Annotated in this window: 12 protein-coding genes, 1 rRNA gene and 1 pseudogene; 10 read left to right on the top strand and 4 right to left on the bottom strand. The window is 40.9% G+C overall.

Features of this window, described 5'->3' with window-relative positions; genetic code table 11:
• The 6 genes from rrf to Xvie_RS25330 all read left to right on the top strand — a co-directional run.
• Positions 1 to 110 (top strand): 5S ribosomal RNA (rrf, locus tag Xvie_RS25305); the annotation flags it as partial.
• A 238-nt stretch (positions 111 to 348) separates the two neighbouring features.
• Positions 349 to 1,278 carry a homoserine O-acetyltransferase MetA gene (gene metA, locus Xvie_RS25310; RefSeq protein ID WP_086108827.1) on the top strand — a complete coding sequence of 310 codons (930 nt, stop codon included), beginning with the start codon at positions 349 to 351 and terminating at the stop codon, positions 1,276 to 1,278.
• Between the two features lie 332 nt (positions 1,279 to 1,610).
• Positions 1,611 to 3,206 carry a malate synthase A gene (gene aceB / locus Xvie_RS25315; RefSeq protein WP_422645944.1) on the top strand — a complete coding sequence of 532 codons (1,596 nt, stop codon included), beginning with the start codon at positions 1,611 to 1,613 and terminating at the stop codon, positions 3,204 to 3,206.
• Positions 3,207 to 3,264: 58 nt separating this feature from the next.
• A complete protein-coding gene (aceA, locus tag Xvie_RS25320) occupies positions 3,265 to 4,572 on the top strand; it encodes an isocitrate lyase (RefSeq protein ID WP_086108828.1) in 1,308 nt (435 codons plus the stop codon).
• Positions 4,573 to 4,654: 82 nt separating this feature from the next.
• The gene (gene aceK / locus Xvie_RS25325; protein ID WP_086108829.1) at positions 4,655 to 6,415 is read left to right on the top strand and encodes a bifunctional isocitrate dehydrogenase kinase/phosphatase; all 1,761 of its coding nucleotides are present in this window, start codon (positions 4,655 to 4,657) and stop codon (positions 6,413 to 6,415) included.
• Positions 6,416 to 6,641: 226 nt separating this feature from the next.
• On the top strand, positions 6,642 to 7,202 hold the full coding sequence (locus Xvie_RS25330) for a hypothetical protein (protein ID WP_086108830.1): 561 nt from the start codon (positions 6,642 to 6,644) through the stop codon (positions 7,200 to 7,202).
• A 150-nt stretch (positions 7,203 to 7,352) separates the two neighbouring features.
• On the opposite strand, the gene Xvie_RS25335 is transcribed toward Xvie_RS25330, so the two are convergent.
• The 3 genes from Xvie_RS25335 to iclR are packed head-to-tail and all read right to left on the bottom strand — an operon-like array spanning position 7,353 to position 9,093.
• On the bottom strand, positions 7,353 to 7,994 hold the full coding sequence (locus Xvie_RS25335; protein WP_086108831.1) for a bifunctional 4-hydroxy-2-oxoglutarate aldolase/2-dehydro-3-deoxy-phosphogluconate aldolase: 642 nt from the start codon (positions 7,992 to 7,994) through the stop codon (positions 7,353 to 7,355).
• A 46-nt stretch (positions 7,995 to 8,040) separates the two neighbouring features.
• Positions 8,041 to 8,259 carry a hypothetical protein gene (locus Xvie_RS25340; protein WP_139838832.1) on the bottom strand — a complete coding sequence of 73 codons (219 nt, stop codon included), beginning with the start codon at positions 8,257 to 8,259 and terminating at the stop codon, positions 8,041 to 8,043.
• Positions 8,260 to 8,262: 3 nt separating this feature from the next.
• Positions 8,263 to 9,093: a glyoxylate bypass operon transcriptional repressor IclR gene (gene iclR, locus Xvie_RS25345; RefSeq protein ID WP_086108832.1), complete on the bottom strand. Its 831-nt coding sequence runs from the start codon at positions 9,091 to 9,093 to the stop codon at positions 8,263 to 8,265.
• Between the two features lie 413 nt (positions 9,094 to 9,506).
• Here iclR and Xvie_RS25350 point away from each other — a divergent pair.
• Positions 9,507 to 10,253 (top strand): annotated as a pseudogene (locus Xvie_RS25350) (SDR family oxidoreductase).
• Between the two features lie 337 nt (positions 10,254 to 10,590).
• On the opposite strand, the gene lysC reads toward Xvie_RS25350, so the two are convergent.
• Positions 10,591 to 11,964: a lysine-sensitive aspartokinase 3 gene (lysC, locus tag Xvie_RS25355; RefSeq protein WP_086108833.1), complete on the bottom strand. Its 1,374-nt coding sequence runs from the start codon at positions 11,962 to 11,964 to the stop codon at positions 10,591 to 10,593.
• A 279-nt stretch (positions 11,965 to 12,243) separates the two neighbouring features.
• Here lysC and pgi point away from each other — a divergent pair, with 279 nt between their 5' ends.
• From pgi to ubiA, 3 genes are all read left to right on the top strand, one after another.
• Positions 12,244 to 13,890, top strand: coding sequence for a glucose-6-phosphate isomerase (gene pgi, locus Xvie_RS25360; protein WP_086108834.1), 1,647 nt, complete (start codon positions 12,244 to 12,246; stop codon positions 13,888 to 13,890).
• Positions 13,891 to 14,074: 184 nt separating this feature from the next.
• Positions 14,075 to 14,623, top strand: a complete 549-nt coding sequence (ubiC, locus tag Xvie_RS25365; RefSeq protein ID WP_086108835.1) for a chorismate lyase — start codon at positions 14,075 to 14,077, stop codon at positions 14,621 to 14,623.
• Positions 14,624 to 14,636: 13 nt separating this feature from the next.
• Positions 14,637 to 15,491 (top strand): 4-hydroxybenzoate octaprenyltransferase, encoded by an 855-nt coding sequence (gene ubiA, locus Xvie_RS25370; RefSeq protein WP_208612538.1) that lies wholly within the window; start codon positions 14,637 to 14,639, stop codon positions 15,489 to 15,491.
• The last annotated feature ends 39 nt before the right edge of the window (positions 15,492 to 15,530 follow it).

The following is a 15,530-nucleotide window of genomic DNA, read 5'->3' as shown; positions in this document are numbered from 1 at the left end:
GGCAATAGCGCGGTGGTCCCACCTGACCCCATGCCGAACTCAGCAGTGAAACGCCGTAGCGCCGATGGTAGTGTGGGGTCTCCCCATGTGAGAGTAGGGCACTGCCAGACATTCAATGCGTCAGGAAAGCCTCCCGTCCCCGGGGGGCTTTTTTGTGTTGGGGATTTCATATCAGCTTATTACTTTATTCTTCTTAATTATCTTCTTTATTACTCTTTTCTATTTCATAAAATAAAATGAAATAATTTCATTTTTAGTTCAATTACTCGACTTCCACCTTTCCTTTTGGTTAAATTTAGCTATCTAGAAGTCTAAATTTTTCAACTAAAATGATTGAGGTTTCGAGCAATGCCAATTCGTGTACCAGATGAATTACCTGCGGTGAACATTCTCCGCAATGAAAACATCTTCGTTATGACGTCAACACGGGCTAATATTCAGAATATTCGTCCATTGAAGGTATTGTTACTTAACCTAATGCCAAAGAAAATAGAAACAGAAAATCAGTTTATTCGGCTATTATCTAACACACCACTTCAAATCGATATTCAATTACTACGTATTGATAGTCGCCAATGTAAAAATACCCCTGCTGAGCATTTAGATACTTTTTATTGTGATTTTGATTCAATAAAAGATCAAAACTTCGATGGCTTAATAGTAACAGGTGCCCCTTTGGGACTTGTTGAATTTGAAGATGTAATTTATTGGGACGAAGTTGAAAGAGTCGTAGCTTGGGCAAAAAAACATGTTACCTCGACACTTTTTGTTTGCTGGGCGGTTCAGGCTGCATTGAAAGTTCTTTACCATCTTCCTAAACATACCCGAAAAAATAAACTATCAGGTGTTTATCCTCATTCAACTTTAGATCCTTTGGCATTATTAACACGCGGATTTGACGAAACATTTTTTGCACCTCACTCGCGTTTTGCTGATTTTCCTGAGTGGCTAATTCGGGAACATACGGATTTAGATATTTTGGCCTGTTCAGCAGAGGCAGGAGCCTATTTATTTGCCAGTAAAGACAAAAGATTAGTATTTGTGACAGGGCATCCTGAATATGATGTAGGTACATTAGCCGCAGAATACACGCGTGATTGTGTCGCAGGTTTAGAACCGGAATTGCCTGTCAATTACTTTCTGAATAACGATCCTGAGAATAAACCTATTGCAGCCTGGCGTAGTCATGGTCATTTACTATTTTCAAATTGGTTAAATTATTATGTCTATCAAATTACACCATATGATCTGGCTTTTATGAACCCTTCTTTAGATTGAGTCCAATTTGAATTTTAGATAGAAAAATGAGAGATTGCTGAAGCGAGCCATTTCTCATTTTGTTAATTTTCCTTTCATAACTGTTGTTCAATAGTCATCCATTATTTCTCATGCATAACAAAAACTTAATATTAATGAATGTAGTTTTTTAGAATTTATTTCCCCATTTTTTTTGCTTTTAAATATCTTTAATTATTTGATTTTTATTAGTTAATTATAAATTTCAAAAATAATGGAAATGGGTTTTGATTTATTTTTTTAATTGGTTAACCTTAATCAGGTGATTGTTTAAAAGTGAGAATGAGTGTTTAAAAGTAAACAGTGGGGAGATTATGCAGCAGGTATCAACAACCAAACTAACCTTTGTTAGGCCTTTTGGAGAGGAAGAAAATCAGGTGTTATCTTCTGAATCTATTGAATTTTTAGAAGATCTAACCATCGAATTTTCTGACAGACGTACAAAATTATTAAATGAGCGTGTGCATTGGCAGAAAAAAATAGATAACGGATTATTACCTGATTTTATTTCAGAAACCACTTCCATTAGAAGTGGTAATTGGAAAATCCAAGGGATACCTGACGACTTAAAAGATCGTCGAGTTGAAATAACAGGCCCCGTAGAACGTAAAATGGTCATCAACGCCCTAAATGCAAATGTAAAAGTATTTATGGCAGATTTTGAAGACTCATTGGCGCCTGAATGGGATAAAGTCATTAATGGGCAAATTAACTTATGGGATGCTGTCAACGGCACGATCTCATACACTAATGAGCAGGGTAAACGCTATGAGTTGAAAGCAGACCCCGCAGTATTGATTGCTCGGGTTAGGGGATTACATTTGTCGGAAAAACACGTCCTCTACAAGAATGAACCAATTTCTGGGGGATTGTTTGATTTTGCACTCTATTTCTACTTGAATTATAAGAAATTACTGCAAAAAGGCAGTGGGCCTTATTTTTACCTGCCAAAAATACAGAGCTACTATGAAGCACAATGGTGGAGTGATATTTTCAGTTTTACTGAGTCACGCTTTAATTTGCCAAAAGGCACGATTAAAGCAACGGTTTTGATTGAAACATTACCCGCCGTATTCCAGATGGACGAAATTCTGTATCACTTACGCCATCACATCGTTGGTTTAAATTGTGGTCGCTGGGATTATATTTTCAGTTATATCAAGACATTGAAAAACCATGCTGATTGTATTTTACCGGATCGTCAATCAGTGACGATGACACAACCTTTTTTGAATGCCTATTCTCGCTTGCTGATTAAAACCTGTCATAAACGTGGTGCGTTTGCGATGGGAGGAATGTCGGCATTTATTCCTAGTAAAGATCCTGTGCAAAATCAGCAAGTAGTGGACAAAGTCAGAGCGGATAAAGAACTGGAAGCAAATAATGGTCACGATGGGACATGGGTCGCACATCCAGGGCTTGCAGATATTGCCATGACAGTTTTTGACACAAAGCTGGGAGAGCATCAAAACCAATTGACGGTTTTGCGTGAAGAAGATGAAGAGATTACAGCTGAACAATTGCTCGCACCGTGTTCGGGAGAAAGAACAGAAGAGGGTATGCGCGCAAATATTCGTGTTGCAGTCCAGTATATAGAAGCTTGGATTTCTGGGAATGGATGTGTACCGATTTATGGCTTGATGGAAGACGCAGCTACAGCGGAGATTTCCCGTACTTCTATTTGGCAATGGATTCGCCATGAAAAATCACTTTCTAATGGCAAGAAAGTGACAAAAGAGCTGTTCAGGGAAATGTTGAAAGAAGAGCTGGACGTTATTAAACAGGAAGTGGGTGAGCTACGCTTTAATCAAGGGCGGTTTATGGAAGCGTCTAATTTGATGGAAAGAATTACTACTCAGGACGACTTGATAGATTTCCTGACGCTACCTGGTTATCAGTTACTAGACTAATTAAAAAAATAATAATGGCAGAAATATCCGATTAATTAAGAATAGGAAGTAGAACATCATGACCATTTCCCGGAAACAACAAATTGCTCAATTGGAACAAGAATGGCAACAACCACGTTGGAAAGGTATTACTCGTCCGTACAATGCTGAAGATGTCGTTAAATTACGCGGTTCAATCAATCCTGAACACACTTTGGCGCAAATAGGGGCAAAAAAGTTGTGGGCATTGCTGAATGGCAGCTCGAAAAAAGGCTATGTGAATGCTCTTGGGGCACTGACAGGAGGTCAGGCACTTCAGCAGGCTAAAGCCGGTATTGAGGCGATTTACCTTTCCGGCTGGCAAGTGGCAGCAGATGCAAATAGCGCATCTAGTATGTATCCAGATCAATCATTATATCCTGTCGATTCTGTTCCTAACGTGATCAAACGTATCAATAACAGCTTTCGTCGTGCAGATCAGATCCAATGGTCAAATGGTATTGATTCAGGCAGTCAGGAATATATTAATTATTTCTTGCCGATTGTCGCAGATGCCGAAGCTGGATTTGGTGGCGTACTCAACGCATTTGAACTGATGAAAGCGATGATTGAAGCTGGTGCTGCCGCAGTTCATTTTGAAGACCAACTGGCTGCGGTGAAAAAATGTGGGCACATGGGTGGCAAAGTATTGGTTCCGACTCAGGAAGCTATTCAGAAGCTGGTAGCTGCACGTCTGGCGGCCGATGTATCTGGAGTGCCAACCTTGTTGATTGCACGCACTGACGCAGATGCAGCCGATCTACTGACATCTGATTGCGATCCTTATGATAAGGAGTTCATTACCGGCAAGCGAACCAGCGAAGGTTTCTATTGCACACGTGCAGGCATTGAACAAGCGATCAGCCGTGGGCTGGCTTATGCTCCTTACGCTGATGTTGTCTGGTGTGAAACCTCTACACCGGATATTGAAGCGGCTCGTCTTTTTGCTGAATCTATACATGCAAAATATCCGGGTAAATTGTTGGCTTATAATTGTTCACCTTCTTTCAATTGGAAAAAGAATCTGGATGATAAAACTATCGCCAATTTCCAAGAGCAGTTATCTGCCATGGGATATAAATTCCAGTTCATCACATTAGCGGGCATACACAGCATGTGGTTTAACATGTTTGATTTGGCCTACGATTATGCACGTGGTGAAGGAATGAAACATTATGTTGAAAAAGTTCAGGAGCAAGAATTCGCTGCCCTTGAGCGTGGTTATACATTCTCTTCACATCAGCAGGAAGTAGGAACGGGATATTTTGATAAAGTGACTACTATTATTCAAGGAGAAGGTTCTTCTGTTACCGCACTGACAGGATCGACAGAAGAGCAACAATTCTAAGTTCATTATATTGATAGAGGCTGAATTATTAGGGGATTCCAAAAGGAATGCCCCTTTACGTGTCGGATAAAGGTGGCCAAAGATGGGAATAGATCTCGCACACTTAATTGCACAAACCATTTTGCAGGGATTTGATGCGCAATATGGTCGATTTCTGGAAGTCACTTTAGGTGCTCAGCAACGTTTTGAACAGGCTGATTGGCATGCTGTACAGCTGGCTATGAAAAAGAGGATTAACCTTTACGATCATCATGTTGGATTAGTGGTGGAACAATTGAAGCACATTCATACTTCATTACAACATGATGAAGATTACATTGCTGAAGTCAAAGCTGTTTATACTCGTTTACTGCCTGACTATCCACGTTTTGAAATTGCAGAAAGTTTTTTTAATTCAGTTTACTGTCGTTTTTTTCAACATCGTAATTTGAAGCCAGAAAATTTATATATCTTTTCTTCTCAACCACCTTCCCGTTTTCGTCATATTTCTCGCCCATTATCACGGGATTTTTTTCCTGATAATAACCTCACATTAATGTTGCGAACTATCTTAAATGATTTGCCATTACGTCTTAAATGGGAGGATTTAGATCGAGATATTGGTTATATCACGCAATATTTACAGAATATATTTTCAGAAGGTGATTTATTACACTCCACATTCCAAATTGCTAATGAATTATTTTACCGAAATAAAGCAGCCTGGCTGGTGGGGAAAATCAGAATGGGAACGACCGTTTATCCATTCTTGTTGCCGATTCATCACAATGAATCAGGAAGAATTTTTATTGATACCTGCTTGACCAGCCACGATGATGCCAGCATTGTTTTTGGTTTTGCCCGCTCTTATTTTATGGTTTATGTCCCCCTGCCTGCGGCTTTAGTTGAATGGTTGCGTGAAATTCTTCCTACGAAATCTACGGCAGAATTATACATGGCAATAGGTTGTCAGAAGCATGGTAAGACAGAATACTACCGTGAATATCTGACATTCATTAATATTACTCAGGAACAGTTTACGATCGCACCGGGCGTGAAAGGCATGGTGATGCTGGTTTTTACTTCTCCTTCATTCGATCGCGTATTTAAAATTATTAAAGATAAATTTGCGCCACAGAAAGAAGTTTCTCAAGAGCGTGTTCAGGAGTGTTACCGTTTGGTAAAAGAGCATGATCGCGTTGGGAGAATGGCTGATACACAAGAATTTGAAAACTTTGTTATTGATAAGCGTCATATCAGTCTTGAGTTAATGGAAGAACTGCAAAAAGAGATATCAGAGAAATTAGAAGATTTGGGAGATAAGATTTTAATAAAGCATCTTTATATGGAACGTAAAATGATGCCGCTGAATATTTATATGGAACGAGTCAATGAAGCGCAATTGAAAGATGTGATTGAAGAATACGGAAATGCCATAAAGCAATTAGCGGCTGCGAATATTTTTCCGGGTGATATGTTGTTTAAAAACTTCGGTGTTACACGTCACGGAAGGGTGATTTTCTACGATTATGATGAAATTTGTTACATGACAGAAGTAAACTTTCGAGAGATTCCTCCGCCACGTTATCCAGAAGATGAGTTGGCTAGTGAACCTTGGTACAGTGTAGCTGGTAACGATGTTTTTCCAGAAGAATTCCGGCATTTTTTATGTACTGACAAGCGTATCAGGTGCTATTTCGAAGAGAGTCACAGTGATCTATTCAAAGCAGATTACTGGCGAGCATTGCAAAATCGCATTAATAACGGACATGTCGAAGATGTTTTTGCTTATCGACGTAGGCAGCGATTCAACCAACGTAATGAATTCAATGGTGAAGCAAATGAAATAAAAAGTTCGATATAGTGCCTATCATAGATAAAAATAATGTTTTATTGAATGATAAATAATAGGGATGACATAGTGCTATTTAAAAATGACTGGCTATTCATTTATTGATTTTCGATGATATGATCTGATGGGTCGCGATGAAATTTGGTTGAATAAATATAGTTATGTAATTTAATAACTATAATATTAAACATTAATGGAGTATCCCCATTCATTTTTTATAATACTTAGGGAGGAAGGAATGGCTAATATCATTTTATACGGTGATATTTTGCATATTAAAAACATGTATGCTAATGGCAGCTACCTTGACACTTGTGGGCATGCAACTTCACTAGGCGAAAAATATAATGTCCTCACTTCTGCTTCTCCGAATCGTGATACAGGCTCCGGTTCATGGCAGATTTTATCCGCAGAAGGTAAAAGTTTAGGCTCAGAAGTTTACAGTGGTGATACTATATTTCTATTGAATTTCTATCAGAATAATGGGGGATATCTGAGAGTCAGTGGTAATGCTCCATCACCTGAACTTTATAATGTTTACACCGCAGACAGGCCCGTACACGCTCTTGATACCGCGATATGGCATCTTTTTTCAGATACGACTCATGAATTTGATGGAAAAGTTCGCGAAGGTAATATCATTCATTTACTGAATAACTTTAACAACGTTCATGGTGGGTTTCTTGATACCTGTGGGCATTCAAATCATCAAGGAACAGCATATAAAGTTTATACTTCGTTGCTATCAAATCGAGACAATAACAGCGGTACATGGACATTATCAAAAGCCATTAGTTAATGGTAATTTTTTAATATTGCTTTATTAACAAATTAATTGTAGTCACATTATCAATTATCTAAATGACTTTTTAAATGGAATTTATTTATTTTTCAGCGCGGAAATTAGCGATTACGTAATTTCCGCGTAAAAAATATTTAAACAATGGAATTATGCTTTTGCATCTGCAATGGCAGTGCGTGCCAGTTCTGTAATCTGGGCATAATCACCTTTGCTTAATGCATCACCCGGTACAAGCCATGAGCCACCAATACACAGAACGCTATTTAATGCCAGATAATCACGATAGTTTTCAGGAGAAATACCACCCGTCGGGCAGAAACGTATTTGCGGGAATGGGCCTGCGATGGCTTTCAGTGCCTTAACCCCACCGTTTGCTTCTGCGGGGAAGAATTTAAAGCATTTCAGGCCATAACTCATCCCCAACATTAATTCAGAAACAGTAGAGATCCCCGGAATAAGAGGTATCGAACCCGCAGTTGCTGCTTTTAACAGCTCATTAGTCAATCCTGGGCTAATGACAAATTGAGCACCGGCTTCAGTGACAGCAGCCAATTGTTCAGGATTAATAACAGTACCTGCGCCGATAATTGCTTCGGGAACTTCTTTAGCGATCAGACGAATGGCTTCCAGCGCATATGCAGTTCTTAATGTCACTTCCAAAACACGAATTCCACCGGCAACCAATGCCTTTGCCAAAGGAACAGCATGTTCAATTTCATTGATAACAATGACAGGGACGACTGGGCCGTCGGTCAGGATATTTTCTGCGGTTGTTTTCCAATTATTCATGAGCAGTTTCTCTCGTTAATTAAGAACACAAGGGATTTAAAATCCTTCACTTATTAAAATGTAATGCAACATAAGGCTTGTGAGTGGAGAGCATATCGTTGTAAGAGGTGATAATGGCGATGTCATTATGCACCATATTTTTCAATATGATTTTTTCATTATTCTGACAGGCGGCAAAACCATAAGCCTGATTACCGCATTCAATTTTTAAAGCTGAAACGTAACGGCTTGTCAACAAATCAGCTTTTAGATGGGGTTTTGTCAAAAATTACTTAATTCCACCGTATTCCCGGCTAACTGCTTTTGCAGCCCGCATAACAAGGGCCCCGAGTTCAGTAACTCGATCATCAGAGATGCGTGATATCGGGCCAGAGATAGAAATAGCGGCAAAAGCTTCATGATGCTCATCATAAATACAGGCAGCAATACAGCGTAATCCCAACGCATGTTCTTCATCATCAAACGAAAATCCTTGCTTACGGATCTGTTCAAGATTTTCTGTCAATGCTGCTGAGGTGGTACAGGTATGTTGTGTATAAGCTCGCATTCCTTTCTTATGCAGTAATTGGAGGCGTTTTTGCTCAGATAACGTAGAAAGTAGTGCTTTGCCCGCTCCGGAAGCATGCATTGGTAATTTTCCACCGATGGGAGCAGACATTCTCATCAACGCATTGCATTGCACTTGATCGACAATTACAGCTTCGTATTCATCAAGATTAAGAATGGCAAGATTGACGGTTTCACCAGAATCCTCCATTAACTGACGCAATATTGGATGAACCAATACCATCAGATTGCGGCTTTGCAGAAAACTACTGCCAACCACAAAAGCATGGGAAGCAATCACCCATAATCCCAGATCACCTATCTGGCGGACAAAACCATGTTGCTGCAAGGTAGTCAGAAGACGATGAGTGGTGGAATTAGGGAGGCCAGCTTGAATTGCCAGATCGGTCAAGGTAACGCCGACAAGTGAATCGGAAATATATTCCAAAAGGGTTAGTCCTCGACTTAAAGATTGAACCTGACCGCTTGCAGCGGCACTGTTTGTCGTTATTTTAGTTTTTTTTGTGCGTTTGCTGGCAACGGCTGTGCTCATAAGATGCCCTCTGAATAATCGTCTGTTTGCAGCAATGGTTGCTGCGATGGATACAAAATGGAATTTATTTTCGTTTTCTTATTATGGATGATAAAGAGGGGAAAAACACATCCGATGTGTTAGATGCTCTCTTTCAGCCGATTTTGCATCGAAAACTTCAGATAGCTTAGTGCTGTTGGTGGGATAAAAGAATGGGCTGGAGTGATAGATGTCAATGTATTGGGTATTGTTAATACTGTTCAGGTCTTCTTACCTGTATGCTTGCCAGATGAACATCAAAATTATATTTCCTCAGAAGAATGGGTGAGGTATACCGCAGATTACATCATCAATGAGATTTATTAAGGAGATGTAACCGGTAGTGCGACGGTTCCTCATCCCGGTTTATAACTGATATAAGGAAAACTAACACTATGTTAAACGGGCTGAAAGGTAAGCGAGTTGTAGTGACAGGTGGAGGCCGAGATTTTGGGCAAGCCATTTCTGTCTGGTTGGCACGTGAAGGTGCTCATGTCGATCTCTGTGCGCGTCAGTTGGAGAGTGCAGAAACCACCTGTGAAATTATTCACAGCGAAGGAGGCATTGCAAGAAGCTACCTATGTGATGTCAGTGATGCACAATCAGTGAGCAGTTTTGCCAATCAATTACTGCAAGACAGCCAACCTATCGACATTCTGATATTGAGTGCGGCACAATGGCTAGAAGGTCATCTGGGCGATGATGATAGTGATGCCGATATTATCAGTACAGTGAATTCAGGCGCGACAGGGGCCATGTTACTGACCAAAGCGTTATTACCGAGCCTGCGTCAGTCACAAGGCGCCGATATTATTGCAATGGTATCTGTCTGTGGTATTCCGAACTTTACGCAATCTGTTGCTCATCCGGCATTTTTTGCTGCCAAACATGCCATGAGTGGTTTTTGCCAAAATATTTCCCATCAGTTAAGCAAAGACAATATCCGTGTAACAGGAATTTATCCGCCTGATTTCGAAGTCAATGGATTTGATGAGGTACTTGATGACCATAAAACAATGGGCCAATAATTACTTAATGGTCGTTCAATATGGGAAACCATACGATTTGTTCTTACTCAACCTCGTAGTTGCCATATGAACGCAATTTATTTCCAAGGCCCGACGCGTGAGGACTTAAAATAATGAATGGCAGCTATGCCACAAAATATCGCGGCAGGGTATTTTCGTACTGATTGCACCTCCAAAGTCTTTTGTGCTCGAATTACGTCGTATCATGCTAGTAAAAACTTATGCTCCATGATTGCACGAAAAGATAGGTTATACACCGCATAAGGATCTAGATATTCATTTGTAATGAATGATATTTATATGCAGGATCTTTGTATTGGTATTGCCGGGCTTGATGCCCGGCTCAATCATTAATACTGTGCTTTGGTTAAATCTTTGGGATAAATAAAGAAGGCAAACCAGAGTTATGTGTCATTGCAACTGATTCTGGCGTGATGGTGAATTTATTTCGTCATACCTCAAATAAACTCCGATGCAATGTCTGAATCACTTGCTCCGCATTTTTACTGGGAACGAGCAGACAGATATTATGGCTGCTTGCACCACAGCTGATCATGCGAATATTAAATGATTCCAGCACCCCAAAAACCCCTTTTCCCAATCCTTTGGCCTGTGAAAGTTCATTGCCAATAATCGCAACTAGCGCCATATCTTCTTCGACTTCCACACGGCATAACGTAGCAAGCTCAGTTAGCAACGCATTGGTCAGCAGGCTGCCATTAGTGCTGGTGGAACCTGTGGTATCCAGCGTCAGGGCGATGCTCACTTCTGATGTGGTAATCAAATCCACCGAAATATTATGACGCGACAGTAGGGTAAAGACTTCCGCCAGAAAGCCCCTTGCATGGAGCATTTTCAGACTATGTAGTGTCAGCAAAGTTTGTTTGCGGCGTAATGCTAATGCGCGAAACAGCGGGGGATTTTCTGTTTTATCACAAACTACTGTCCCGCCCGTATTTGGATCTTTGCTGGAGCCGACAAATACTGGAATACCGCAGCGAACCGCAGGTAACAATGTAGCGGGATGGAGGATTTTGGCACCAAATGTCGCCATTTCTGCCGCTTCATCAAAGGCAATTTTATCAATACGCTTAGCCGTAGGGACAATCCGTGGATCAGTAGTGTAGATACCCGGAACATCAGTCCAAATATCAACGCGCTGTAAGCCAAGAGCTTCACCCAGCAAAGCTGCGGTATAATCACTGCCACCCCGCCCCAGTGTAGTTGTGCGGCCTTTTTCTTCTCTGCCAATAAAACCCTGAGTGATAACAATTGTATTGTTCAGGCGAGAATGAAGATGCTCCATCGCTAAAGTATGGAGCTGAAGAGTATCCGGCTCTGCCCGACCAAAGTTATCATTGGTTCGCATGATCCGGCGGATATCAAACCATTCGGCATCAGTATTGCGTTGGCGCAGTAGCTCCACAAACAATAAAGTAGACATTACTTCACCGTGGCTAACCAATTCATCTGTCAGTGCTTCTGAGGTTGCGAGTGATGCTGCTTCCGATAGCATCTCAATATTTTCCAGCAGACGATCAATTTCTTCGCGAATCACCGCAACTTCGCTCAATCGGTCAATAACGGCATATTGAATGTCACGGATCTGTTTCAGGTAATTCTCCCGCTTGTCGCTATCGCAGCCAGCCGCCAATGCAACCAGCAAATTGGTCACGCCAGCAGACGCTGACAGAACGACCACACGGACATTTGCGTTTGCCAAAATAATATCGGCGCAGTTATTCATGGCATCAAAGTCTGCCACACTAGTGCCACCGAATTTTGCTACAACATACAGCGATTTAGGAGATGAAACAGCACACATGGATGATAACCTTTTGTTCGGAGAATAGACTTTTAGAAATATCGGGTTAGGCGCATTGAGTCAATGCTTGACCATGAAACATAAATAAATTTCATGATGGAAATGAAATTATCGTTTTTGCCTATCTCAATAATTAGGGCTGGAAATTGCTGACTATTTTGACCAATATCAGCAATCACAAGGAAAGGGAGAACAATCACAGAATTAACCCGTTACAATCTGTGTATTCCTATTTGTTTATTGGCATTGTTTATTGACAGTTGATAGAGAGTATTATTCATGAAAAACATCAATCCTAGCCAGACTGAAGCTTGGAAAGCATTGCAACAACATTTTGAGCAAATGAAGAACGTGCATTTGCGGGAACTGTTTGAACAGGACAAAGAACGGTTTACGGTATTTTCTGCGACATTTGATCAACAGATTCTGGTGGATTATTCCAAAAACCGCATTACCGCGGAAACATTGGCAAAGTTACAAACTTTGGCGCAAGAAACTGAGCTGACCGGTGCAATTCGCAGCATGTTTTCTGGTGAGAAAATCAATCGCACTGAAGATCGTGCTGTACTGCATATTGCTTTGCGCAATCGCAGTAATACCCCGATTATGGTGGATGGGGAAGATGTGATGCCGCAAGTTAATGCAGTGCTGGCGAAAATGAAATCATTCAGTGAACGCATTATTGGGGGTGAGTGGAAAGGCTATACAGGCAAAGCCATTACAGATGTCGTCAATATTGGAATTGGTGGCTCTGATCTTGGCCCTTATATGGTGACAGAAGCATTGAAAGCATATAAAAATCACCTGAATATGCATTTTGTTTCCAATATTGACGGAACCCACATCACTGAAACATTAAAAATCTTGAATCCAGAAACAACCTTGTTCCTGATTGCTTCCAAGACTTTTACTACGCAAGAAACGATGACCAATGCACATTCTGCACGTCATTGGTTCCTGCAAAGTGCTGTTGATGAAACGTATGTTGCAAAACATTTTGCGGCATTATCAACCAACGAACAAGAAGTCAGCAAATTTGGTATTGATCCTCAAAACATGTTTGAGTTTTGGGATTGGGTCGGGGGACGTTATTCACTCTGGTCTGCAATTGGCTTATCCATCGCACTTTCCATTGGTTATGAAAATTTTGAACAATTGTTGAGCGGTGCTCATGCGATGGATAAACACTTTGAGCAAACCGCCTTTGAACAGAACATTCCTGTTTTGCTAGCACTGATCGGCATCTGGTACAACAATTTCTTTGGTGCGGAAACTGAAGCGATTCTGCCTTATGATCAATACATGCACCGTTTTGCTGCATACTTCCAACAAGGCAACATGGAATCGAATGGTAAGTACATCGATCGCAATGGCAATCCGGTGAATTACCAGACAGGGCCGATTATCTGGGGTGAACCGGGCACTAATGGTCAGCATGCTTTCTATCAGCTTATCCATCAGGGAACCAAGCTGATCCCTTGTGATTTTATTGCTCCAGCAGTTAGCCATAATCCAGTTAGCGATCATCATAGCAAACTACTATCGAATTTCTTTGCGCAAACTGAAGCGTTGGCATTTGGTAAAACGCAGGTTCAGGTGGAAGATGAATTTGCGCAAGCAGGAAAAAATGCTCAAGATGTGGCGAGTGTTGTGCCATTCAAAGTGTTTGAAGGGAACCGTCCAACCAACTCCATTTTATTGCGCGAAATTACGCCATTCAGTTTGGGCGCGTTAATTGCCATGTATGAGCATAAAATCTTTGCTCAAGGCGCAATTCTGAATATTTTCTCATTTGATCAATGGGGCGTAGAACTGGGTAAACAATTAGCGAACCGTATTCTGCCTGAACTGCACGATGCAGAAGTGGTAAATAGCCATGACAGCTCCACAAATGGTTTGATTAACCGATTCAAAGAATGGCGCTAATCTGAACCGTCATCTTATTTGATCTCTACTCCCCTCAATAAATATTGTTATTGGGGGGAGTTTTTTTATAATTTACATAATTTGTTATCAACTTTTTATTTTATTAGTCTGCAACATGATATCCTCACTCTCCATTCGTTGTGCTGTCGGGGAAATTGATATACCCCCGCAATGGGAAAATGACATGGCAGATGACACTATATTAACTTCAACACCCCACATATTAATTTCACCTTCTATTGACTGGTTATCGGCTGATGAGACCGACCTTCCCGAAGATATTTTAGATTGGCTGATGGAAGTAGGCTCAATGACGTGCCGCTTTGAACAATATTGTCAGCAGGTATCGGTTACCCCTTTTCGGGAGTGTTTTATCACAGCGGAAGAGTTAGGAGATGAAAGTAAGCACTTGCCTTTAAGTGAAAAATATTGGTTGCGTGAAATTGTTCTATATGGAGATAACATCCCTTGGTTGTTGGGGCGTACCGTTATTCCGACAGAAACACTGACTGGACCGGATAGGCAATTGGTTGATGTGGGGACAGCGCCGCTCGGACGCTATCTTTTTAGTGGTAATAATCTAACTCGAGATTATATTCAAATAGGTCGGCAGGAAGATCGTTGGGTACGACGTTCTTTACTGAGATTATCGGGTAAGCCATTGTTGCTCACGGAAGTTTTTCTGCCTGAATCACCTGTATATAAAATAAACAAAATAAAAAGGGAGAAATAGATTGGAGGCCAGCATGATGCAAAGTAAATGGCGTGCGTATTGTCGTTTAATGCGTATTGATAAACCCATTGGTGCGTTATTATTGTTATGGCCAACATATTGGGCATTGTGGATCGCCGCAAAAGGCATGCCGAATTTGCATGTATTGTTAGTCTTTACTATCGGTGTATTTTCCATGCGTGCTGCGGGATGTTGCATTAATGATTTTGCAGACCGAAAATTTGACGGGTATGTGGAGCGGACAAAATCTCGTCCTCTTCCTAGTGGCGACATCACTGAAAAAGAAAGCAAAATCTTGTTTGCCACACTGGTACTCATTTCTTTTGCGATGGTGCTGACACTGAATAAAATGACGATTGCACTGTCGGTCGTTGGTTTAGCATTGGCGTGGGCTTACCCTTTCGTCAAGCGTGTCAGCCATTTGCCACAAGTTGTACTGGGGGCCGCTTATGGCTGGTCAATTCCTATGGCATTTGCCGCAGTAAGTGAGTCCTTACCTTTAGAATGCTGGCTGTTATTTTTGGCTAATGTCATATGGTCTGTGATTTATGATACACAGTATGCCATGGTGGATCGTGATGATGACCTGAAAATCGGTGTGAAATCGACCGCTGTGCTCTTTGGACGCTTTGATAAATTGATTATTGGTATTCTGCAATTCATCATGCTGGGCCTTTTGGTTGTGGTTGGCAATATGGTGAATCTGGAAGGGATATATTATTGGACGATATTGTTGGCAACAGCACTATTCGTTTATCAACAAAAATTGATTGCAGATCGGGAAAGATCATCCTGCTTTCAGGCATTTATGAACAATAACTACGTCGGTTTAATTTTATTCCTCGGTATCTTTTTCAGCTATGTCTAGCATGATATACCTTTGATATAACGGGCGGATTACCGCCCG

It is taken from the genome of Xenorhabdus vietnamensis, assembly GCF_002127535.1.
GTDB classification, from domain to species: Bacteria; Pseudomonadota; Gammaproteobacteria; order Enterobacterales; family Enterobacteriaceae; genus Xenorhabdus; species Xenorhabdus vietnamensis.
The sequence above is the reverse complement of the archived record's forward strand: the minus strand, read 5'-3'. Positions and strand labels throughout refer to the sequence as shown.

Bases quoted from the DNA above. Each gene is read 5' to 3' on its own strand.
- Xvie_RS25330 (WP_086108830.1), top strand. From the start codon at position 6,642: ATGGCTAATATCATTTTATACGGTGATATTTTGCATATTAAAAACATG.
- aceB (WP_422645944.1), top strand. From the start codon at position 1,611: ATGCAGCAGGTATCAACAACCAAACTAACCTTTGTTAGGCCTTTTGGA.
- iclR (WP_086108832.1), bottom strand. From the start codon at position 9,093: ATGAGCACAGCCGTTGCCAGCAAACGCACAAAAAAAACTAAAATAACG.
- ubiA (WP_208612538.1), top strand. From the start codon at position 14,637: ATGATGCAAAGTAAATGGCGTGCGTATTGTCGTTTAATGCGTATTGAT.
- aceK (WP_086108829.1), top strand. From the start codon at position 4,655: ATGGGAATAGATCTCGCACACTTAATTGCACAAACCATTTTGCAGGGA.
- aceA (WP_086108828.1), top strand. From the start codon at position 3,265: ATGACCATTTCCCGGAAACAACAAATTGCTCAATTGGAACAAGAATGG.
- metA (WP_086108827.1), top strand. From the start codon at position 349: ATGCCAATTCGTGTACCAGATGAATTACCTGCGGTGAACATTCTCCGC.
- Xvie_RS25335 (WP_086108831.1), bottom strand. From the start codon at position 7,994: ATGAATAATTGGAAAACAACCGCAGAAAATATCCTGACCGACGGCCCA.
- lysC (WP_086108833.1), bottom strand. From the start codon at position 11,964: ATGTGTGCTGTTTCATCTCCTAAATCGCTGTATGTTGTAGCAAAATTC.
- pgi (WP_086108834.1), top strand. From the start codon at position 12,244: ATGAAAAACATCAATCCTAGCCAGACTGAAGCTTGGAAAGCATTGCAA.
- ubiC (WP_086108835.1), top strand. From the start codon at position 14,075: ATGGCAGATGACACTATATTAACTTCAACACCCCACATATTAATTTCA.